Origin of the sequence: Pseudomonas sp. 273 (assembly GCF_029201425.1) — a bacterium.
Taxonomy (GTDB): domain Bacteria; phylum Pseudomonadota; class Gammaproteobacteria; order Pseudomonadales; family Pseudomonadaceae; genus Pseudomonas; species Pseudomonas delhiensis.
Genome location: NZ_CP116775.1, coordinates 1,581,146 through 1,601,101, shown reverse-complemented (window position 1 = coordinate 1,601,101; position 19,956 = coordinate 1,581,146). Strand labels below are relative to the sequence as shown.

Annotated in this window: 15 protein-coding genes and 1 pseudogene; 9 read left to right on the top strand and 7 right to left on the bottom strand. The window is 63.3% G+C overall.

The window, feature by feature from the left end; genetic code table 11:
* Positions 1-187 precede the first annotated feature (187 nt).
* The 6 genes from PKO50_RS07745 to PKO50_RS07720 all read left to right on the top strand — a co-directional run bounded on the left by PKO50_RS07745 (position 188) and on the right by PKO50_RS07720 (position 6,388).
* Entirely contained in the window at positions 188-1,744 is a 1,557-nt protein-coding gene (locus PKO50_RS07745) for an AAA family ATPase (protein ID WP_275629292.1), read from the top strand.
* Between the two features lie 209 nt (positions 1,745-1,953).
* The gene (locus PKO50_RS07740; RefSeq protein WP_275629291.1) at positions 1,954-2,418 is read left to right on the top strand and encodes a BRO family protein; all 465 of its coding nucleotides are present in this window, start codon (positions 1,954-1,956) and stop codon (positions 2,416-2,418) included.
* A 266-nt stretch (positions 2,419-2,684) separates the two neighbouring features.
* Positions 2,685-3,731: a hypothetical protein gene (locus PKO50_RS07735; protein ID WP_275629290.1), complete on the top strand. Its 1,047-nt coding sequence runs from the start codon at positions 2,685-2,687 to the stop codon at positions 3,729-3,731.
* A gap of 540 nt (positions 3,732-4,271) precedes the next feature.
* Complete coding sequence (locus tag PKO50_RS07730; protein WP_275629289.1) at positions 4,272-4,763, top strand: PAAR domain-containing protein; 492 nt, start codon at positions 4,272-4,274, stop codon at positions 4,761-4,763.
* A 762-nt stretch (positions 4,764-5,525) separates the two neighbouring features.
* A complete protein-coding gene (locus tag PKO50_RS07725; RefSeq protein ID WP_275629288.1) occupies positions 5,526-6,158 on the top strand; it encodes a colicin E3/pyocin S6 family cytotoxin in 633 nt (210 codons plus the stop codon).
* Complete coding sequence (locus PKO50_RS07720) at positions 6,155-6,388, top strand: hypothetical protein (protein ID WP_275629287.1); 234 nt, start codon at positions 6,155-6,157, stop codon at positions 6,386-6,388. Before PKO50_RS07725 ends, PKO50_RS07720 begins: the two co-directional genes overlap by 4 nt.
* 331 nt (positions 6,389-6,719) lie before the next feature.
* Here the strand turns inward: PKO50_RS07720 and PKO50_RS07715 are convergent, their stop codons facing one another.
* Both PKO50_RS07715 and PKO50_RS07710 read right to left on the bottom strand, forming a co-directional pair.
* Positions 6,720-7,007 (bottom strand): XRE family transcriptional regulator, encoded by a 288-nt coding sequence (locus tag PKO50_RS07715; RefSeq protein ID WP_089394610.1) that lies wholly within the window; start codon positions 7,005-7,007, stop codon positions 6,720-6,722.
* A 453-nt stretch (positions 7,008-7,460) separates the two neighbouring features.
* Complete coding sequence (locus PKO50_RS07710) at positions 7,461-7,925, bottom strand: MarR family winged helix-turn-helix transcriptional regulator (RefSeq protein WP_089394609.1); 465 nt, start codon at positions 7,923-7,925, stop codon at positions 7,461-7,463.
* A 254-nt stretch (positions 7,926-8,179) separates the two neighbouring features.
* Between PKO50_RS07710 and PKO50_RS07705 the strand changes: the two are divergent.
* The 3 genes and pseudogenes from PKO50_RS07705 (at position 8,180) to PKO50_RS07695 (ending at position 11,626) form a co-directional block, all read left to right on the top strand.
* A pseudogene (locus PKO50_RS07705) lies at positions 8,180-9,132 on the top strand (PDR/VanB family oxidoreductase).
* Positions 9,133-9,169: 37 nt separating this feature from the next.
* The gene (locus tag PKO50_RS07700) at positions 9,170-10,246 is read left to right on the top strand and encodes an aromatic ring-hydroxylating dioxygenase subunit alpha (protein ID WP_275629286.1); all 1,077 of its coding nucleotides are present in this window, start codon (positions 9,170-9,172) and stop codon (positions 10,244-10,246) included.
* 102 nt (positions 10,247-10,348) lie between these two features.
* The gene (locus PKO50_RS07695) at positions 10,349-11,626 is read left to right on the top strand and encodes an OprD family porin (protein WP_275629285.1); all 1,278 of its coding nucleotides are present in this window, start codon (positions 10,349-10,351) and stop codon (positions 11,624-11,626) included.
* Between the two features lie 706 nt (positions 11,627-12,332).
* Here PKO50_RS07695 and PKO50_RS07690 read toward each other — a convergent pair.
* The 5 genes from PKO50_RS07690 to PKO50_RS07670 are packed head-to-tail and all read right to left on the bottom strand — an operon-like array spanning position 12,333 to position 19,934.
* Positions 12,333-13,154 (bottom strand): peptidylprolyl isomerase, encoded by an 822-nt coding sequence (locus tag PKO50_RS07690; protein ID WP_275629284.1) that lies wholly within the window; start codon positions 13,152-13,154, stop codon positions 12,333-12,335.
* Positions 13,155-13,165: 11 nt separating this feature from the next.
* Positions 13,166-13,849, bottom strand: coding sequence for a respiratory nitrate reductase subunit gamma (gene narI, locus PKO50_RS07685; RefSeq protein WP_089394604.1), 684 nt, complete (start codon positions 13,847-13,849; stop codon positions 13,166-13,168).
* A 13-nt stretch (positions 13,850-13,862) separates the two neighbouring features.
* Positions 13,863-14,624 carry a nitrate reductase molybdenum cofactor assembly chaperone gene (gene narJ / locus PKO50_RS07680; protein ID WP_275629283.1) on the bottom strand — a complete coding sequence of 254 codons (762 nt, stop codon included), beginning with the start codon at positions 14,622-14,624 and terminating at the stop codon, positions 13,863-13,865.
* Entirely contained in the window at positions 14,617-16,173 is a 1,557-nt protein-coding gene (narH, locus tag PKO50_RS07675; RefSeq protein WP_009621752.1) for a nitrate reductase subunit beta, read from the bottom strand. Before narH ends, narJ begins: the two co-directional genes overlap by 8 nt.
* On the bottom strand, positions 16,170-19,934 hold the full coding sequence (locus PKO50_RS07670; RefSeq protein ID WP_275629282.1) for a nitrate reductase subunit alpha: 3,765 nt from the start codon (positions 19,932-19,934) through the stop codon (positions 16,170-16,172). The genes narH and PKO50_RS07670 overlap by 4 nt, the downstream gene beginning before the upstream one ends.
* Positions 19,935-19,956 lie beyond the last annotated feature (22 nt).

Sequence of the window (19,956 nt, the reverse complement as noted above, 5' to 3'; positions counted from 1 at the left end):
TCCAGCCGGTTGGTAACCTATTGATAATATTCGGCACCTGGGATAAATCCATCTGAAAAGGTACGGTAGTAGCAAAGCAGCAAGTCAAGACCATTAGAAACGCTATACTCCCGAGAAGGATTTTTGGGGCAGCGACTAGAAAGACGAGAAACCCCGCCTTGCGCGGGGTTTTTCTTTAAGGACAGCTATGAAATATAGTCTTAGCACCATCGATAAAAAATTAAAAAACTGGTTCACTAACGACTTTGACAGAAATCACCTTCGGCGGATTTTTCTTGAAAAGGGAAGATTCAGGGGCCTCACCGAAGTTGATTTATCTTTCGACTTTCCTATTACAGCAATTGCTGGGAAAAATGGAACGGGAAAATCAACAATTCTAGCTCTAGCCTGCTGCGCATACCACAACCTGTCAGAGGGATACAAAGCCCCCAACCGAAAACAAACCTATTACACTTTTGCAGATTTCTTTATTCAACACAAAGAAGAAGTTCCGCCACAGGGAATTAGTATTCGATACCATTTCGCATACAACAAACTAAGAATCTCACCAGACTATCCCGACGGAAAGGGAGTTGCCTATCAAATACGACACAAAGCTCAAAACGGAAAATGGAATGAATATGCTGGCCGCGTAATCAGGAATACAATTTTCGTTGGTATAGAGCGAATTATTCCTCATAGCGAAAAAAGCCAATCCAGAAGTTACTGCAGACAATTCAAAGAAGGAGCTCCTGCGGGCTGGGAGGAGAAGGTCGCATCTATTGTTGGCTTTATTCTTGGCAAGAAATATGATGAATTCAAAGTCAGCAGCCACTCAAAATATAGACTGCCAATAGCAAAATTCGCCGGAATAACCATATCTGGATTCAATATGGGGGCCGGTGAAAGCGCGCTATTTGAGATATTTACAACGATTTTTTCATGCCCAGAAGGATCACTATTCGTCATTGATGAAATCGAATTAGGTCTTCACATTGAGGCACAGAAACGCCTCATTAAGAAATTGAAAGAGGTCTGTTTAGAGCGCAAAGCGCAAATAATATGTACAACACACTCCAGTGAAATATTCGAATGCCTACCAGATGAAGCAAGAATTTTCCTCGAAAAAGTAAACAACAAGACCATTGCAACTACTGGGGTATCTGCTGAGCATGCTTTTTCAAAGCTTAGCGCCGAAAATTCCCGAGAACTTGACATCCTCGTCGAAGACGATGTGGCGAAGACTCTAATTGCGCTTGCCATTCCAACAAACCTTAGATCTCGGGTGAATATAGAATCCATTGGATCGGCATCCGCCCTAAGCATACAACTTGCAGCCACATATAAACGGAAAAACAAGAAAAACACAATTGCAATATTTGACGGAGACCAAAGAAACAAAGAGGGAGACAACTTTAAAAAAGCAAAATCCATTCTTGAAAAAGAAGACAATGACTTCATTACCTGGCTAAAAGCGCGAGTCTCATATTTGCCAGGTACCACTTGGCCAGAAGCATGGATACTAGAAACATCCAAGACATTACTAACGGAGCTTTCCCTATTAACAAAAACTCCTGAGGACAACATTTTAGACGTCATTGAAAGTGGAATAGAATCAGGAAAACACAATGAATTCTACAGCATTGGCAAGGACCTAAGTCTTTCAACAACAGAGGCGCTCTCGATTTTCTGCATGACAATTTCAAAAGAAAAACCCGAGCACTTCAATGAAATAGCGGAAATTATAATTAAAAACTTAGATTAAAAAACAATAACATCACACCAAAATATTGACTTTCAATAAAAATAATATAAATGCCCCCAGCGCCTAAGAAACGCTTCACATAGCGGCAAAACTGCTCCCGAAAGTAGCGGTGTATTCCATTGAGGAAATGGATATGCCTATCCCTCTTTGCCTTCACGAAGGCGCTCCACCGTACCTGCCCTCTTCCCCCTCCACCCCGGAGGTGCGCCATGTCTGAAGAGGTCCTGATCCCCACCCTGTTCACCCGCCACAAGCGCCAGCTGCGCGCCCTGCTGCTGGAAGACCAATGCTGGTTCTGCGCCCGCGACCTCGGCCGGCTGATGGGCATGCCGTCGCTGGAAGAGCGCGTACTGCGCAACCTGGACGACGACCAGCACCGCCGCGCCTGGCTGCGCGGCGGCAACGGCGACTACGAGGACGAACTGCTGCTCAGCGAATCCGCCGTGTATGCCACGCTGATCCACTACTTCCACCCGGAAAACCGCTGCATCCGCCAATGGATCACCCAGGAAGTGGTGCCCACCCTGCGCGACAGCTACCGCCACGACACCCGCCAACCCCGCCGCGAAACCCTCCACGGCCCCACCCAGGCCCTGACGGTGCTGCACTGGCAAGGCATGCTGTGGGTGCCCTACCGGCAATGGCCGCAGGTGGATACCCCGTCCACCCGATAAACGCCGGGCCTGTTCGTAGGATGGCGTTGAGCGCAGCGATACCCATCGATGGCGAGGCAGTATGGGTATCGCTTCGCTCCACCCATCCTACGGGGCGGCATCTTTTCGTAGGAGCGAGCTTGCTCGCGAACGGGCCGTGTGCCTGAGGTTATTCGCGAGCAAGCTCGCTCCTACAAAGGCGGGTGCAACGGATGTGCGGATGAGGTGGCGGGATGAATAGTGGCCACTTACCATGAGCGGCATTCTCAATGCAGCGGATGCCTAGCATGGATACGCAAGTAAAAGTGACAGAGGATGTCGATGCTTTCGATCGTTACATCCATGCCACTGAACAGTACGTCAGGCGCTACGCCGAGCACCTGATCAAGTGGTTACCACCCTTTGTGGGATTCGCCATCTTCCTCGGTTATTTCTTCCGAAATCATTTCTACCCCAGCTTCGACCTGTTCCAGTTTTCTTCATTGTTGCTTTCGGCGGCAGTGATAGGTTTTGGATTCGTTATCCTGATGACCGCGGGTGTCGCGCTACCCGGCCTCGCGCTGGTGTATCTGTACATCAATGACAAGCGGTACAAGGCCCATCTGAGAAACAAGGAGCTCAGCGACAAGCAACGGGATCGAAACGCCTGGGTGATGTGGCTGCTGTGTTTCGTATTGCCCTTTGCTATCCATTCGCTGCTCTCTTCCGCATTACTGCTCAGCGTAGGCTCGTCACTGATGGCCTGGCATTTGATTGCCCCTGCCCTCGTAGCTCTGGGGTTCGGCATTGCCTTGCAGATCAGATTCGAGCTGCCGAAGTGGGCGTTCCTGCAATACTTCTGGGTCAGCTACTTGGCCCTGTCGATCTCGAATGTACTGGCAATGGGCGTCATGTCCTCGGCGTCGACGTTGGGGTGGGTTCCTAAAGCTCTCCAGTTGCCGGTCGTTGCCCTGATCTGCCTGTTGGTGAACACCATGGTGGGATTTGTCTCGCCCGCGGCTATCGGGGGCGTTCGAACCAGCCTGTGCTTCTCGGTCCCCCTGGCGTTGGGATTCGCCCTCTACAATGGCGCACTCAGTTCGATGCCCGAGCGAGTCATGTCCGGATTGGGACTGGGCCAATACACCGCCAGCGAAATCGTGCTGGATGCAGATTACTGCGGCAAGAAAGCCCCTGCAGCACTGCCGCTCGACGAAAACTGCACTTTCAGAAACACCAAGATCATCTGGTCATTAGGAGAAGTGCTGACGCTGTCCGTGGGCAACGAAGAAAGTGCCCGCCAGGTCCAGATCCCCTCCCGCTTCGTCAAAGCCATCGTTCGCAACCCTGGATAACCCCGGCCCTCACATAGGGCGAATAACGCTCCGCGTTATCCGCCGTTTGACCTTGGCCGCATTCCGCTCGATGCCGAGCACGGAGCTGCCGTCAGAGCCGCGCCAGGCTCAAGCACGGAGGCGCGGCGGCATGGGTATCGCTGCGCTCCACCCATCCTACGGAATCGGCGCTTCGGGTTCAGCCACGGCGTTGGCGGCAAGAGCGGCAACGGCGTCCAACCGCGAACGGTTGTACGCCCTACGGGTGGGCCTGGCGTAGGGCAAATAACGCCTACGGCGTTATCCGCCGTTTGACCTTGGTCGCATTCCGCGCGGTGCCGGGCACGGAGCTGTCGCCGGAACCACGCCAGACTCAACCACGGAGTTACCGGCGAGCTTTTTCAGGCTTCTGCCAAGTTCGTCATCGGACATTTCCGAACTCGCTCTGAGCCCAATACGGCAATATCCGACCCCTGATAGTTTCGGGGCCGGCGCAGAAACCCTATATATTAGGGTTAAAAGAAACGTATGCGCCTTCATTCATCATTGGAGAGCGCATCCATGCCCCAAGCGACCGAAGTCACGACGCAGTACACCAACGAAGCCACCGCCGAACTGCTCCAGAAGATAAATACCCCCTACTTTTCGGAAGCCGACCTGGCCACCTTCGATGCACAAACCGCGGAATGGGTTCGCCAGCGCCAAGCATGGGAGCAGCAACACCCCGTTATCGGTATTTACCGTGCAGCGACCGAAGGCAGTCTGACCCGCCAGGGCGGCATGGTTCAGGCATCCCACAACGAATGGACAGTCGATGTCGGAGAAGAGCACCCACTGCGCGTCGCCAGGGTCGGCGACAAAGTTGTCTATCCGGATGGCAGCCACGCGGAAATTCTGACCGGTTCGGGCAAGGAAAACAGAGACGTCGCATTGGTCGGCAGCCATCTGAGCAACGGCGACGAAATCATTTCCACGCGACAGGAGAGCCTGTTGATGATCCGTCGCCAGGGCGTCTCTCTGCCCACCGACTTCCTGACGGAACGGGAGGCATGAGCTATCGTCCGGAGGTTCATGGAAAGGGCCAGGCCATACACGGCGACAAGACGACCACCGGCGCAACCTGCATCACCAGTTGCCCGGAAGCGACCGTCTATGGCCTGGGCGTCATCCGGTCCGGGGATAGCACCACACCCTGCCCCCGCTGCGGAAAATCGGCACCGTCATCGAAGGTGACCCGCGCCTGAGCTGGCACGGCAGGGCGACAGCAGTCGATGGTTGCCGCGTGCTCTGTGGCTGCCCACCAGGCAGCAACCGCATCATCGCTCCACTGGGGCTGATGCAGGTAGGCACGCCCCCTCAACAGATGGCATCCCCCGCACCCACCGCCTCACCCGCCAGATCCACCGCTCCGGCAAAGCTCGACCAGAACCGCCGCGCCAGCGAGACCTGCGTCTTCGCCAAATCCTGCGTGAGCGTCCCTCGCGGCTCTACCGATGTCGGTGTACGAGTAGAACCCGCAAACAATTTCGGCAGCCCGGCAGTCCTGGTCGCGACGCAAACCCTGGATACCGGCGCCACCCTGCTGGCCCGTGCGGGCGGGACGCTGGCCCAGGGCCTGGGCGGTTGGGCCATCAGCGGCGGCTCGGCCGCCGGGACGGGCGCCGCAGGTGCCAGCGGAGCAGCCGCCACCGGCAGTGCAACGGTCGCCGCCAGCCTGGCAGGAACGGTATTGCTGGCACTCTGGCCACGGGACCTGGGTGACGGAACGCTCTATACCCCGAGCAATTGGCCGCACAGGACCAGGCGGCCACCCGGGTGCGTTTCCAGTTTCGTAGCGACAGCAGCGGCGCGGTACAGGTCTATGGCCTGCACACTCGCCCCGGAGGCAGCGCGGACAGCGTCCCCATCACCCATGCACGCTGGGACGCCGGTAAGTCCGCCATGGTCGCCGACCTGGGCGGTATCAGCATTACCTGGACACCGAACGACGGCCCACTGGCCACCGCCCCGACCGCCACACCGGGAATCCCGGTCAACCTCGACAACCTGCTGGTCCACCCGATTCCGGAGGGCCGCGATTCGCAGATCACCACCTACCCCGGCCAGGGCCTGGAAGACATTACCTGGCAGGACACCATCATCGTTTTCCCAGCGGACTCGGAAGTTCCGCCGCTGTACTTGGTTTTCACCCAACCTGGTTACTACCCCGCGCCAATATCATTGCCAGCGTTTCCCGAGGCAAAACGAGCACCAATGAAGACCTATGTAAAAGGTGGCGGAAAGAAGAGACAACGCTGGAAAGATCTCTCAGGCACCATTTATGAATGGGACTATCAGCATGGAACAGTTGAAGTGTACTCCAAGCAAGGAAATCATCTAGGAGAGTTCAACCCCATCAGCGGCGAGAGAACCAAACCAGCAAACCCAGGCAGGAAGGTGGAAAAGTGAGGCACATCATTGACATATTCGACATCAATACAGATAGCCTTTTGAAGAGCGTCGATATTCCATCTCACCGGGAAAAAGATTTGGCGCAATTGATGGGTTGGCAAACACCTGAAGATGAGATTTATGGATATGACCTCTCCTTTCAGCAGGTAAAGATCCTGGAAGAATGGACAGGAATGAAAATCGATCTTCCTGACAGTATTGCGCAGTTGATTGGAGTAGAAGACTAGCGCGCCAAACTCTGAAAAAGTCCAGCCTCAAGGCATCGTGTGTGGTTGGCTATGGGGCCGGCGCTTCGAGTTCGGCCACGGCGCTGGCGGCAAGAGCGGCAACGGCGTACAACCGCGAACGGTTGTACGCCCTACGGGTGGGCCTGGCGTAGGGCGAATAACGCTACGCGTTATCCGCCGTTTGACCTCGGCCCAACCCCGCTCGCTGCCGAGCACGGAGCCGCCCTCGAAGCCACGCCAAGCTCAACCACGGCGTTGCCGACGAGGAAGGTGAAGCGGCGGATAACCGCGAACGGTTATTCGCCCTACGCAACCTGCCCTCCGGGAGCGATCACGCCGCCTGATGTTCTATGGTCAGGCCGATGGACAGTCCGGCGTGAACGGCGAGCACAACCAGAGCATCCAGGCTGAACTCACCCAACTGGCCGCGCTTGAGCAGGGTATAGCGCGGCGCAGTGATACCCAGACGCTGGGCGCGGCTGCGGTCGGTGCCATCCCAACTGGCTGCCTCCTTCTGGATCGCCTGCAGGAGGGTCGCGCGCAGGCGCAGCTTTTCCGCCTCGGCGGTGGTGTCTGCGATGGCGTCGAAGACGCTGTTGAACGCTTGGACCTCGATCATTTTCTTTCCCTCGGTCAATCGCGCAGGCAGCTCCTGGCCAGGTCGATATCTGCCCGCCGATAAAGCCAGGCAAGCAAAGTTATCGGAACCGATAACGCGGCACAATTTTCCTGTCGACCAAAAGCGGAGTTTGGCGCTAAGGATGCGGCCCAGCACCGTAGGGCGCAGGGAAGCACGGTCGGAGCGGACTTTGTCCGCGATTGGATTCACCGGCCATGCCGCATACCTCGGTAGCGTGGCCAGCGGCGTACAACCGCGAACGGTTGTACGCCCTACGGGTGGGCCCGGCGTAGGGCGAATAACGCCTACGGCGTTATCCGCCGTTTGACCTTGGCCGCGGTCCGCTCGGTGCCGGGCACGGAGCCACCGTCGGAGGCGCGCCAGGCTAAACCACGGCGTTGCCGACAAGGAAGGTGTAACGGCGGATAACCGCGAACGGTTATCCGCCCTACATCAGGACTCCGGCTCCACGGCGTTCACCGCGTCCAGCTGGGCGCTCATCCGGTGCAGGAAGTCGATGAGCATCTCCACCTCCTCCTCGCCCAGGGCCGCCAGCAGCAGTCTCTCCCTCTCCAGCGCGGTCACCAGCACCCGGTCGTGGAGTTCACGCCCCGATGGGGTCAGCGAGACCGTGTACCGGCGCGCGTCCTTCGCATCGACTTTCGTCGCCACGTAGCCATCGCGCTCGAGCACCTGCAGCGCTCGGCTGACGGCGCTCTTGTCGAGGCCTATCACCTGCACCACGCGGTTGGCGCTGATGTGGTCTTCCACCGCGAGCATGGCCAGCACCCGCCACTCCACTATCCCTATCCCGAAATGCTTGCGGTAGCAGGCCGAGGCCCCGCTGGCCATCTTGTTGGTCAGCGAGGTCAGCAGTGCGGGAACGTAGCGGTCCAGGTTGAGGGGCGAGCGGGGCATGTCGAGCGGTTCCTGCGCGTTGATTGAATTGGTTGACATCGCAACTAAAATACTTAGGATGGGAATCACCCATAGATTCCGCGTCCGCATCCAAGCGCACGCGGCACGACAATAATAATCCAGAGGTGCCGTGCCATGTCTTACCCGCGCCCGTACTTCCCTCCCGACGCTCACGCCTGACGCGCCCTGCCGGTAACGCCGGCCCCACGTCCATTCGCTTTCGAACACTGCACAGCCGCGGTGGGGGTACGCTCATGCTCGAAGTTCGTGTCGCTCGAAAAATCGCCGAAGCCGAAGGTGTCTGCAGCTTCGAACTGGCCGCCGCCAACGGCGCGGAACTGCCGCCATTCACCGCCGGGTCGCACATCGACGTGCATGTCGCGCCGGGGATCGTCCGCCAGTATTCGCTGTGCAATTCGCCCCATGAACGCGGCCGATACCTCATCGCGGTGCTCGACGAACCGGCCTCGCGGGCGGCTCCCGAGGCATGCATGCGGACGTGCAGGAAGGCTCGCGCCTGACCATCGGCGTACCGCGCAATCTGTTCGACCTGGACCTCGGCGGCGATCGCTACCTGCTGTTCGCCGGCGGCATCGGCATCACGCCGATGCTCGCCATGGCCCACAGCCTTCTCGCGGCGGGCAAGCGCTTCGAGCTCCACTATTGCGGCCGCTCCATCGAGCGCCTGGCATTCCTTGGGCTTCTGAACGAAGCCCCCTTCGCGAAGCACCTGCGGGTTCATGTCGACAGCGGCCCGGTCGAGCAGCGGCTGGATGCAGCGTGGGTCCTCGCATCCCCCGCGCCGGGCGACCAGCTCTATGTGTGCGGGCCGGCAGGCTTCATGTCGCACATCCAAGCCACCGCCAAGGCCTCCGGCTGGAGCGATCGGCAACTCCACCGCGAGGACTTCGCGGCTCCGCCGCAGGTTCTCGAAGGCGATCAGGCCTTCGAGATCGAGCTGTCCCGCTCCGGCCGCGTGCTCCAGGTGCCCGCGCAGAAGACCGCCCTGGAGGTGCTGCTGGCGCATGACGTCGCAATCGAAAGCGCCTGCGAACAGGGCATCTGCGGCACCTGCATCACCCGCGTGCTGGCCGGTGAGCCGGACCACCGCGACCAGTACCTGGACGCCGCGGAGCACGCCCGAAACGACAGCTTCACCCCTTGCTGTTCCCGTTCCCGCAGCCCACGCCTCGTGCTGGACCTGTGACCTTCAACAAGCCCACCCCCGATAGCTGGAGACCGCCATGAGCACATCGCAAGCCCAGTCACTCGCCTACGAGGTTGCGGCGCCCGCCGCGCCGCCGAAGTTCCCGCTGGACCAGTGGTACGTCGCAGGCTTCGCCTGGGAGCTGAAAGACAAGCCGATAGGCAGGACCCTGCTCGGCCAGCCCGTCGTACTCTTCCGCACCGCGGACGGCCGGCCGGCGGCCCTGGAGGATCGCTGCTGTCACCGGGCGCTCCCGCTGTCCCACGGCACGCTCGAAGCGCAAGGGGTGCGCTGTGGCTACCATGGCCTGCTGTTCAACGGCGCGGGGCAGTGCCTGGAGGTGCCCGGGCAGGAAAGGATTCCCACCAAGGCCAAGGTGCCGGCCTACCACGTCCGTGAGCGCGACCGGATCATCTGGATCTGGTTCGGCAGCGCGGAGCACCGGGAGCCGACCTGCGAGCCCCCGGCCTACGAGGTCCATAGCAGCGGCGAGTACCTCTACGACGGGGGCGTCTACCACTACCAGGCCCCCTATCAGCTCATCCACGACAACCTTCTCGACCTGAGCCACCTGGGCTATGTGCACCTGCGGACCATCGGCGGCAACGCCAGCATCCACATGAACGCCCGGATGCGCGTCGAGAGCGACGACAACAGCGTGCGGGTGGTTCGCCACATGCAGGACTCGGTGCCGCCGCCGACCTACACCGCCGCCTACCCGTTCCGGGGCAAGGTCGATCGCTGGCAGGAAATCGAGTTCCGCGTCACCCACCTGCGCATCTGGACCGGCGCGGTCGACGCCGGCAGCGAATCGCTCGACGAACCTCGCCGCGGCGGCTTCCACATGCGCGGTTTCCACGGCGTAACGCCCGAGACGGAAAGCACCAGCCACTACTTCTGGACCATCGCCACCAACCCACGGAGCAATCCCGAAGAGACCAAGGCGAAGGTCGTCGAACAGACCGTCATGACCTTCGACGAGGACAAGGTCGTGATCGAGGCCCAGTACAGGAACATGCTCGCGTTCGGCCCCCGGCCGCTGGTGGACATCCACGTGGACGTGGGCGCCAACCGCGCGCGCAGGATCATCGAGCGGCTTCGCCAGGCTTCCTGATGGCCGCAGAGGCGGCCGCAACAGCCGGGGGCCCGTCATCGCCTGGCCACCCGGGCCAGGCCCCTGGTTACACCCATAACAAGAACAAGAAGGTAGTACCCCATGAGCACTCAATCTTTCGACTTCAGGCTGTCCGGCCTGGCGGGGTTCGCGGCCTTGCTCTCGCAAAGCGCGTTCGCGGACCTCATCGAGGACAGCAGCGTCACCCTCACTGCCCGCAACTTCTACCTGGACCGGGACTACAAGGACGAAACCCCGTACCCCGCCGCCCGGGAATGGGCCCAGGGGTTCATCGTCAGGGCCCATTCAGGCTTCACCGAGGGGACTGTCGGCTTCGGCCTCGATGCGACAGGGATGCTGGGGCTCAAGCTCGACTCGTCGCCGGACCGCACGGGCACCCAGTTGCTTTCCTACGACCCGCTGAGCCGAGAAGTCCGGGATGAATACTCCGAACTCGGCCTGGCCCTGAAAGGCAAGGTCTCCAAAACCAAAGTGTCGGCAGGAACGCAGTTCCCCTCGCTGCCGGTGATCTACGCAAGCCCTGCCCGGCTTCTGCCGCAGTCGTTCCGCGGGGTCTACATGATCTCCGACGAGCTGGACGGGCTGACGCTTCATGCGGGGCGAATGGACCGGGTCAACCAGCGGGACTCCACCGATTATCAGCCGCTCGCACTGGCCTCGCCCAATGGCCGTTTCCAGCCCGGGGCGACCTCCGAGCGTTTCGACTTCTATGGCGGCGACTATCGCTGGACGGACAACCTGACCTTGCGCCTGTTCCATGCGGAACTGCGGGACATCTATACCCAGGACTTCCTGGGCGCGCTCCATTGGCTGCCGTTGGGCGAAGGCAGGCTCAAGTCGGATATCCGCGTATTCGACAGCCGCGATGATGGCCAGGCGAAGGCCGGGAAGGTCGACAACCTGAACGTGGGCGGCATGTTCAGCTACCTGTGGGGCGGCCACAGCCTGGGCGTCGGCTACATGCGCCAGTTCGGCGATACCGCCTTTCCCTATCTCGCCGGCGGCGAGCCCATCGTGCTGAGCGACGGCACCCTGAGCGCGGACTTCGTGAACCCCAGGGAGCGCACCTGGACCCTGAGGTACGACTACGACTTCGCCGCCTCGGGCATACCGGGCCTGACCGGCATGGCGCGCTACCTGCACGGCGACAGCATCGACCTGCCCGCGCTGGGCGGCGGCAGCCTCACCGAGTCCTCGAAGGACTTCGAACTGGCCTACGTCATCCAGTCCGGCCCCGCGAAAGGCCTGGCGTTCCGGTTGCGAGAGACCTTCTACCGGAACCAGCAGAATGCGAACGCCACGTTCCGAAGCGACAACGAGACACGGATAAACATCGACTACACCATCAGGCTCTGGTGAGCCGACCGGCCGGGGTGCGGCGGGTGTTGGGTTCCCAGGAGTTCGCTCCTACGGGAAACGCCGTGCCTCGTTGCAGACTGTAGGAGCGGGCCCTGCCCGCGACTCGCGCGCAGGGCGCGCTCCTACAGGGTGGAGCCAGGCGCCCCAGTAGCATGGCCAACGGGTAGACCTGGCGTAGGGCGAATAACGCTCCGCGTTATCCGCCGTTCGACCTTGGCCGCATTCCGCTCGGTACCGGGCACGGAGCCGCTGTCGGAACCACGCCAGACTCAACCACGGAGTTGCCGACAAGGAAGGTGTAGCGGCGGATAACCGCGAACGGTTATTCGCCCTACGTCACCGGCAGGCCTGGCGTTATCCGCCGATCGCGGACGGAGTCCGCTCCTACGGGGAAGCTCCGTGCCTCATTGCAGACTGTAGGAGCGGGCCCTGCCCGCGATTCGCGCGCAGGGCGCGCTCCTACAGGGTGGAGCCAGGTGCCCCGGTAGCATGGCCAACGGCGTACAACCGCGAACGGTTGTACGCCCTACGGGTGGCCTGGCGTAGGGCGAATAACGCCTCCGGCGTTATCCGCCGTTTGACCTCGGTCGCATTCCGCTCGGTGCCGGGCACGGAGCCGCCGTCGGAGCCGCGCCAGGCTCGACCACGGAGTCGCCGGCAAGGAAGGTGTAGCGGCGTATAACCGCGAACGGTTATACGCCCTACGTCACGACCGGGCCCCGTGCTCGGGGCTGTCGTCGAGGGTGATGCCCTTGACGCCTATTTCCTTTTCCAGGGCCAGCAGGTACTGGCGCAGGGCCTGGCGGGTGGCTTCCTCGCGCAGGCTGTGGCGCACGTGGGCGCTGACCTGGGCGTAGGGCAGCGGCTTGCTTTCACGGCGGTCGTCGATGCTCACCAGGTGCCAGCCGTAGCGCGAGGCCAGGGGGCGGTCGTGCAGGCCCGGGGGCAGGCGCTGCAGGGCCTGGTCGAGTTCGGCCACGGTTTGCCCGGCGCTTAGCCAGCCGAGGTCGCCGCCTTCTTCCTTCGACGGGCAGGCCGAGTGGCGCTGGGCCAGTTCGGTGAAGCGTTGCGGGTCGCGGTGCAGTTCGCGCAGGAGTTTTTCGCCCAGGTGGTAGTGGGCGTCGCGGGCGCTGGCGTCGTCCGGGGCAGCGGGCAGGAGGATGTGGCGGACCTTGACCCGGGCCGGCTCGGCGAAGCGTTCGCGGTGGGCTTCGAAGTAGCGCCGGCAGGCCTCCTCGTCGGGCTCGGGGACTTGCAGTTCGCGCTCCAGCAGCGCCGCCACGGCCTGGTCGGCGCCCTCCTCCGCCAGTTCGCCCGCAGGCAGCAGGCCGAGGCTGGCGGCCCTTTGCCCGAGCAGTTCGCGCACCACCAGGGCGCGGGCCGCCTGCAGTTGCGCCTCGGCCAGGGAGGCGGCCGGGTGGAAGGGGGTTTCCCGGGCGATGTCGGCTTCGCTGAGCCGGGCGCTGCCGACGCGGATCACCGCGACGGGTTCGTCCGGCAGGTTCTCGACGGCGATCATTTGGGCCATGGCTTCGCTCCTCAGCCGCGCCGGCGGACGATCTGGTAGTTACGCCCGAAGTAGCCCAGGGGGATGCTCCAGACGTGCACCAGGCGGGTGAAGGGGAACAGCAGGATGATGGTCAGGCCGAGGAAGATGTGGATCTTGAAGATCAGCGGCGTGCCGATCAGGAAGCTGGCCGCGTCGCCGCGGAAGAACACGATGGACTGCGCCCAGCCGGCCAGGGCCAGCATCATCTCGCCGTCCAGGTGGTGCAGCGAGAAGAAGATGGTGATCAGCCCCAGGCAGGCCTGCAGCAGCAACAGCGCGATGATCAGGTTGTCCATGAAGCTGGACGAGGCCCGTACCCGCGGGTTGAACAGCCGCCGCCACAGCAGCATGGCGCCGCCGATCACGCAGAGCACCCCGGCAATGCCGCCGAAGACGATGGCCATGAGCTGCTTGTGGCCGGCGGAAAGAAACGGCTCGTAGACCCAGTGCGGGGTCAGCAGGCCGACCAGGTGGCCGAAGAAGATCGCCAGGATGCCGATGTGGAACAGGTTGCTGGCCAGGCGCATGTGGCGGCTGGAGAGCAGCTGGCTGGAGCCGGTCTTCCAGGTGTACTGGCCGTAGTCATAGCGCAGCAGGCTGCCGAGCAGGAACACGGTGCCGGCCAGGTAGGGGTAGTAACCGTAGAGCAGGTGCAGAACGTAGTCTTCGAACATGGTGAGCCTCCGTTCATTGGCCGTCCGCCAGGGGCGGCGGGGTGGTCGGCAGGACCTGGATGACCTGCGGGACCGCTTCGTACTTGCGCTCGGCCAGGCGCCGGCCCTCGGCGGACTGCAGGCTGCAGTCCTGGTCGGAGTCGGCGTTGAAGCGGACGATTTCCTCTTCCCAGACCGCGTCCAGGGCTTGCGGGGTGTCGTCCGGCGCCTCCCCTTCCACCGCCGGGCGCTGCTGCTGGATCAGTTCGCTGCGGCCGATCAGCGCCAGCAGCGCGTGGGGCACCAGGGCGTGGTCGGCGCCGCGCTCTTCCAGGCGCGCGGCGAGCAGCGCGAGTATGTGCTGGATGTCGCCCAGCCACTGGCCGATCTCCGCGTGGCTGCGGGTGGAGAGGTATTCGAGGAACAGCGGCAGGTGGTCGGGCAGCTCGCGGGCGTCGAGCTGGAAGCCGGCGGCCTGGTACTCGGCCAGCAGGTCGACCATGGCCTGGCCGCGGCCGCGGGATTCGCCGTGGACGTGCTCGAACAGCAGCAGCGAGACCGAGCGGCTGCGGTCGAAGAGTTCGACGTAGGCCTCCTGCAAGTCGAGCAGTTCGCTTTGCGCCAGGCGCCGGCACCACTTCCGCAGGCGCTCGCGCAGCGCGGTGGGCAGGCGCGTCTCGGCGCCGAGGATGGCGGCCAGTTCGCCAGCCGCCGCCTGCAGTTCGGCGCAGGGGTAGTCGAGCAGCCGGGCCAGCACGCGCAGGCTCAGCAGGCCCTCGGGCTGGCGCTCATCCATGGCGGCTGTCCTCCACCGGGTCGAAGGTCTGCACCGGCTTGACCAGGGTGGTGGTCTGCTTGCTGCCGCCGAACAGGCTGACCTCGCTGTTGCCGCCGTGGCAGCCGTTGCCGAAGGTGAAGCCGCAGCCGCTGCGCTCGGCATAGGCGTCGGGCAGGGCCTCGCGGTGCCCGGTGGGGATGACGAAGCGGTCCTCGTAGTTGGCGATGGCCAGGTAGCGGTACATCTCCTCCACCTGGCGCTGGCTCAGGCCGACCTGCTGCAACACTTCGCTGTTGAGGGTACCGTCCACGTGCTTGGCGCGCATGTACACGCGCATGGCCATCAGCCGCTTGAGGGCCAGCACCACCGGCGCCTCCTCCCCCGCGGTGAGCATGTTGGCCAGGTAGCGCACGGGGATGCGCAGCGATTCGATCTTCGGCAGCACGCCGTCGAATTCCACGTGGCCGGCCTCGGCGGCGGACTGGATGGGCGACAGCGGCGGCACGTACCAGACCATGGGCAGGGTGCGGTACTCCGGGTGCAGCGGCAGGGCCAGCTGCCAGTCGATGGCCAGCTTGTACACCGGCGAGGCCTGGGCGGCGGCGATGACGCTGTCGGGCACGCCGTCCTTGCGCGCCTGCTCGATCACCTGCGGGTCGTGGGGGTCGAGGAAGATCTCGCACTGGCGGTGGTAGAGGTCGCGGTCATCGGCCGAGGCGGCCACTTCCTCGATGCGATCGGCGTCGTAGAGCAGCACGCCGAGGTAGCGGATGCGCCCCACGCAGGTCTCCGAGCAGACGGTCGGCTGGCCGGTCTCGATGCGCGGGTAGCAGAAGATGCACTTCTCGGATTTGCCGCTCTTCCAGTTGTAGTAGATCTTCTTGTACGGGCAGCCACTGATGCACATGCGCCAGCCGCGGCACTTGTCCTGGTCGATCAGGACGATGCCGTCCTCCTCGCGCTTGTAGATCGCCCCGCTGGGGCACGAGGCCACGCACGCCGGGTTCAGGCAGTGCTCGCACAGGCGCGGCAGGTACATCATGAAGGTGTTTTCGAACTGCCCGTAGATGTCGGCCTGGACCTGCTCGAAGTTGATGTCCTTGCGCCGCTTGGCGAACTCGGTGCCCAGCAGTTCTTCCCAGTTCGGCCCCCACTCCACCTTGTCCATGCGCAGCCCGCTGATCAGCGAGCGCGGCCGCGCCACCGGCTGGTGCTCGCCCTGGGCGGCGCTGTGCAGGTGCTGGTAGTCGAAGGTGAAGGGTTCGTAGTAGTCGTCGATCTGCGGCAGGTCGGGGTTGGCGAAGATGTTCGCCAGCACCCGCCACTTGCCGCCGATGCGCGGGTTGATGGAGCCGTCGGCGTTGCGCACCCAGCCGCCGTTCCACTTCTTCTGGTTCTCCCATTCCTTGGGGTAGCCGATGCCGGGCTTGGTCTCGACGTTGTTGTACCAGGCGTACTCGATGCCTTCGCGGCTGGTCCAGACGTTCTTGCAGGTGACCGAGCAGGTGTGGCAGCCGATGCACTTGTCGAGGTTCAGGACCATGCCGACCTGGGAACGGATCTTCATTTCACCGCCTCCTGCTGGTAGTCGTTGCCTTCGCCGTCGAGCCAGTCGATGCGTTTCATCTTGCGCACGATGACGAACTCGTCGCGGTTGGAGCCAACGGTGCCGTAGTAGTTGAAGCCGTAGGACAGCTGGGCGTAGCCGCCGATCATGTGGGTCGGCTTGGGGCACACCCGCGTCACCGAGTTGTGGATGCCGCCGCGGGTGCCGGTGAGCTCGGAGCCGGGCACGTTGAGGATGCGCTCCTGGGCGTGGTACATCATCGCCATGCCCGGGCGCACCCGCTGGCTGACCACCGCCCGCGCGGCGATGGCGCCGTTGGCGTTGTAGAGCTCGATCCAGTCGTTGTCGACCACGCCGATGGCGCGCGCGTCGTCCTCGCTGATCCAGACGATGGGCCCGCCGCGCGACAGCGTCTGCATCAGCAGGTTGTCGCTGTAGGTGGAGTGGATGCCCCACTTCTGGTGCGGCGTCAGCCAGTTCAGGGCGATTTCCGGGTTGCCGTTGCTGCGCGGCTCGGCGACGCTGGCCGCGGCCTTGGTGTCGATGGGCGGGCGGTAGACCATCAGGCTCTCGCCGAAGGCGCGCATCCAGGGGTGGTCCTGGTAGAACTGCTGGCGGCCGGTCAGGGTGCGCCAGGGGATCAGCTCGTGGACGTTGGTGTAGCAGGCGTTGTAGCTCACGTGCTCGTCCTCCAGGCCCGACCAGGTGGGGCTGGAGATGATCTTGCGCGGCTGCGCCACCAGGTCGCGGAAGCGGATCTTCTCTTCCTGCTTGGGCCGCGCCAGGTGGGTGTGGTCGCGCCCGGTGATCTTCGACAGCGCGGCCCAGGCCTTGACCGCCACCTGGCCGTTGGTTTCCGGGGCCAGGGTGAGGATCATCTCCGCCGCATCCACCGCCGAGGCCAGGCACGGCCGGCCCTGGGCGGAGCCGTCGAGCTTGCGGTAGTTGAGCTTGCCGAGCAGCTCGACCTCTTCCTGGGTCTGCCAGGCGATGCCCTTGCCGCCGTTGCCCAGGGTGTCCAGCAGCGGGCCGACGGAGCTGAAGCGCTCGTAAGTTTCCGGGTAGTTGCGCTTGACCTCGATCAGCGAGGGCATGGTCTTGCCGGGGATGGGCTCGCACTCGCCCTTCTTCCAGTCGCGCACCTGCGCCTGGGCCAGTTCGCCGGGGCTGTCGTGCTGCAGCGGCAGGGTCACCAGGTCGGTTTCCTCGCCCAGATGGCCGACGCACAGGCGCGAGAAGGCGCGGGCGATGCCGTCGTAGATCTGCCAGTCGCTGCGCGCTTCCCAGGCCGGGTCGGTGGCGGCGGTGAGCGGGTGGATGAAGGGGTGCATGTCCGAGGTGTTGAGGTCGTCCTTCTCGTACCAGGTCGCCGTCGGCAGCACCACGTCGGAGTACAGGCAGGTGGTGGACATGCGGAAGTCCAGGGTCACCAGCAGGTCGAGCTTGCCCTCGATGGGCTCGTCCTTCCACAGCACTTCCTCGGGCTTCTGCTTTCCAGCCTCGCCCAGGTCCTTGCCGAGCACGCCGTTCCTGGTGCCCAGCAGGTACTTGAGCATGTACTCGTGGCCCTTGCCCGAGCTGCCCAGCAGGTTGGAGCGCCAGACGAACAGGTTGCGCGGGTGGTTCTGCGGGTTGTCCGGGTCCTCGCTGGCGAAGCGCAGCTGGCCGCTCCTGAGCTGTTCCACCACGTAGTCGGCGGTGCTCTTGCCGGCGGCCTGGGCCGCGGCGGCCAGGCGCAGCGGGTTGGTGCCCAGCTGCGGCGCCGAGGGCAGCCAGCCCATGCGCTCGGCGCGCACGTTGAAGTCCACCAGGCTGCCGCTGAAGTCCTGCGGCCGGGCCAGGGGCGAGAGCAGTTCCTTCACCTCCAGCTTCTCGTAGCGCCACTGGCTGGAGTGGTTGTAGAAGAACGAGGTGCCGTTCATGTGCCGCGGCGGGCGGTGCCAGTCCAGGGCGAAGGCCAGGGGCGTCCAGCCGGTCTGCGGGCGCAGCTTCTCCTGGCCGACGTAGTGCGACCAGCCGCCGCCGCTCTGGCCGATGCAGCCGCAGAGGATCAGCATGTTGATCAGCCCGCGGTAGTTCATGTCCATGTGGTACCAGTGGTTCATCCCGGCGCCGACGATGATCATGGAGCGGCCGTGGGTCTTGTCGGCGTTCTCGGCGAACTCGCGGGCGATGCGGATCATCTGCGCCGCCGGCACCCCGGTGATCGCCTCCTGCCAGGCCGGGGTGTAGGGCTTGAGCTGGCCGTAGTCGCTGGCGCCGTCGTCCTCGCCGGCGCCGCCCACGGTGGGCTGCAGGCCGCGGTCGATGCCGTAGTTGGCGGCCATCAGGTCGAACACGCTGGCCGCCAGCACCTCGCGGCCGTCGGCCAGCTGCAGGCGCTTGGCTGGCACGTGGTGGTAGAGCACCTCGCGCACGGGCACGTTGGGGAAGTGCTTGCGCTCGATGCCGCCGAAGTACGGGAAGGCCACCCGCGCCACTTCATCGTGGCGGCCCAGCAGCGACAGCGCCAGGCGTACCTCGCGGCCCTCGGCGTCCACCGGCTCCAGATTCCAGTGGCCGGACTCGCCCCAGCGGAAGCCGATGGAGCCGCGCGGCACCACCAGGCGCTCGCCGGCCTCGTCCCAGGCCAGGGTCTTCCACTCGGGGTTGTTGGCCTGGGCCAGGTTGTCGGCGAAGTCGCTGGCGCGCAGCTGCTTGCCGGGGACCAGGCCGCCTTCGGCGCGCGGCTCCAGCTCCACCAGGATCGGCAGGTCGGTGTAGCGGCGCGCGTAGTCGGTGAAATAGCTCCGCGGGTTCTCCAGGTGGAATTCCCTGAAGATCACCTGGCCCATGGCGATGGCCAGGGCCGCGTCGGTGCCCTGCTTGGCGCTCATCCACTCGTCGCAGAGCTTGGAGATTTCCGCGTAGTCCGGGGTGATGGCCACGGTCTTGGTGCCCTTGTAGCGCACCTCGGTGAAGAAGTGCGCGTCGGGGGTGCGCGTCTGCGGCACGTTGCTGCCCCAGGCGATGAGGTAGCCGGAGTTGTACCAGTCGGCGGACTCGGGCACGTCGGTCTGCTCGCCCCACACCTGCGGCGAGGCGGGAGGCAGGTCGCAGTACCAGTCATAGAAGCTCAGGCATACCCCGCCGATCAGCGACAGGTAGCGGGTGCCCGAGGCGTAGCTGACCATGGACATGGCCGGGATCGGCGAGAAGCCGGCGACGCGGTCCGGGCCATAGGTCTTCACCGTGTAGACGTTGGCCGCGGCGACCAGCGTCTGCAACTCGTCCCAGTCGCTGCGCACGAAGCCGCCGCGGCCGCGGATGGACTTGTACTGCCTGGCCTTCTGCGGGTCCTCGACGATGCTCGCCCAGGCCAGCACCGGGTCGGCGTGGCTGGCCAGCGCCTCGCGCCACAGCTGGATCAGCGCCTTGCGCACCAGCGGGTACTTCAGCCGGTTGGCGCTGTACAGGTACCAGGAGTAGCTGGCCCCGCGCGGGCAGCCGCGCGGCTCGTGGTTGGGCAGGTCCGGGCGGGTGCGCGGGTAGTCGGTCTGCTGGGTTTCCCAGGTGACCAGGCCGTTCTTCACGTAGATCTTCCAGCTGCACGAGCCGGTGCAGTTCACCCCGTGGGTGGAGCGGGCGATCTTGTCGAACTGCCAGCGCTGCCGGTAGCCGTCCTCCCAGGCGCGGCTCTCGTCGCGGGTCTCGCCGTGGCCGCCGGCGAATGCCGGCGGGCGTTTGACCAGGTAGCGCAGGCGGTCGATGAAGTAACTCATTTCTCTCCTCCTCGGCGCGGGC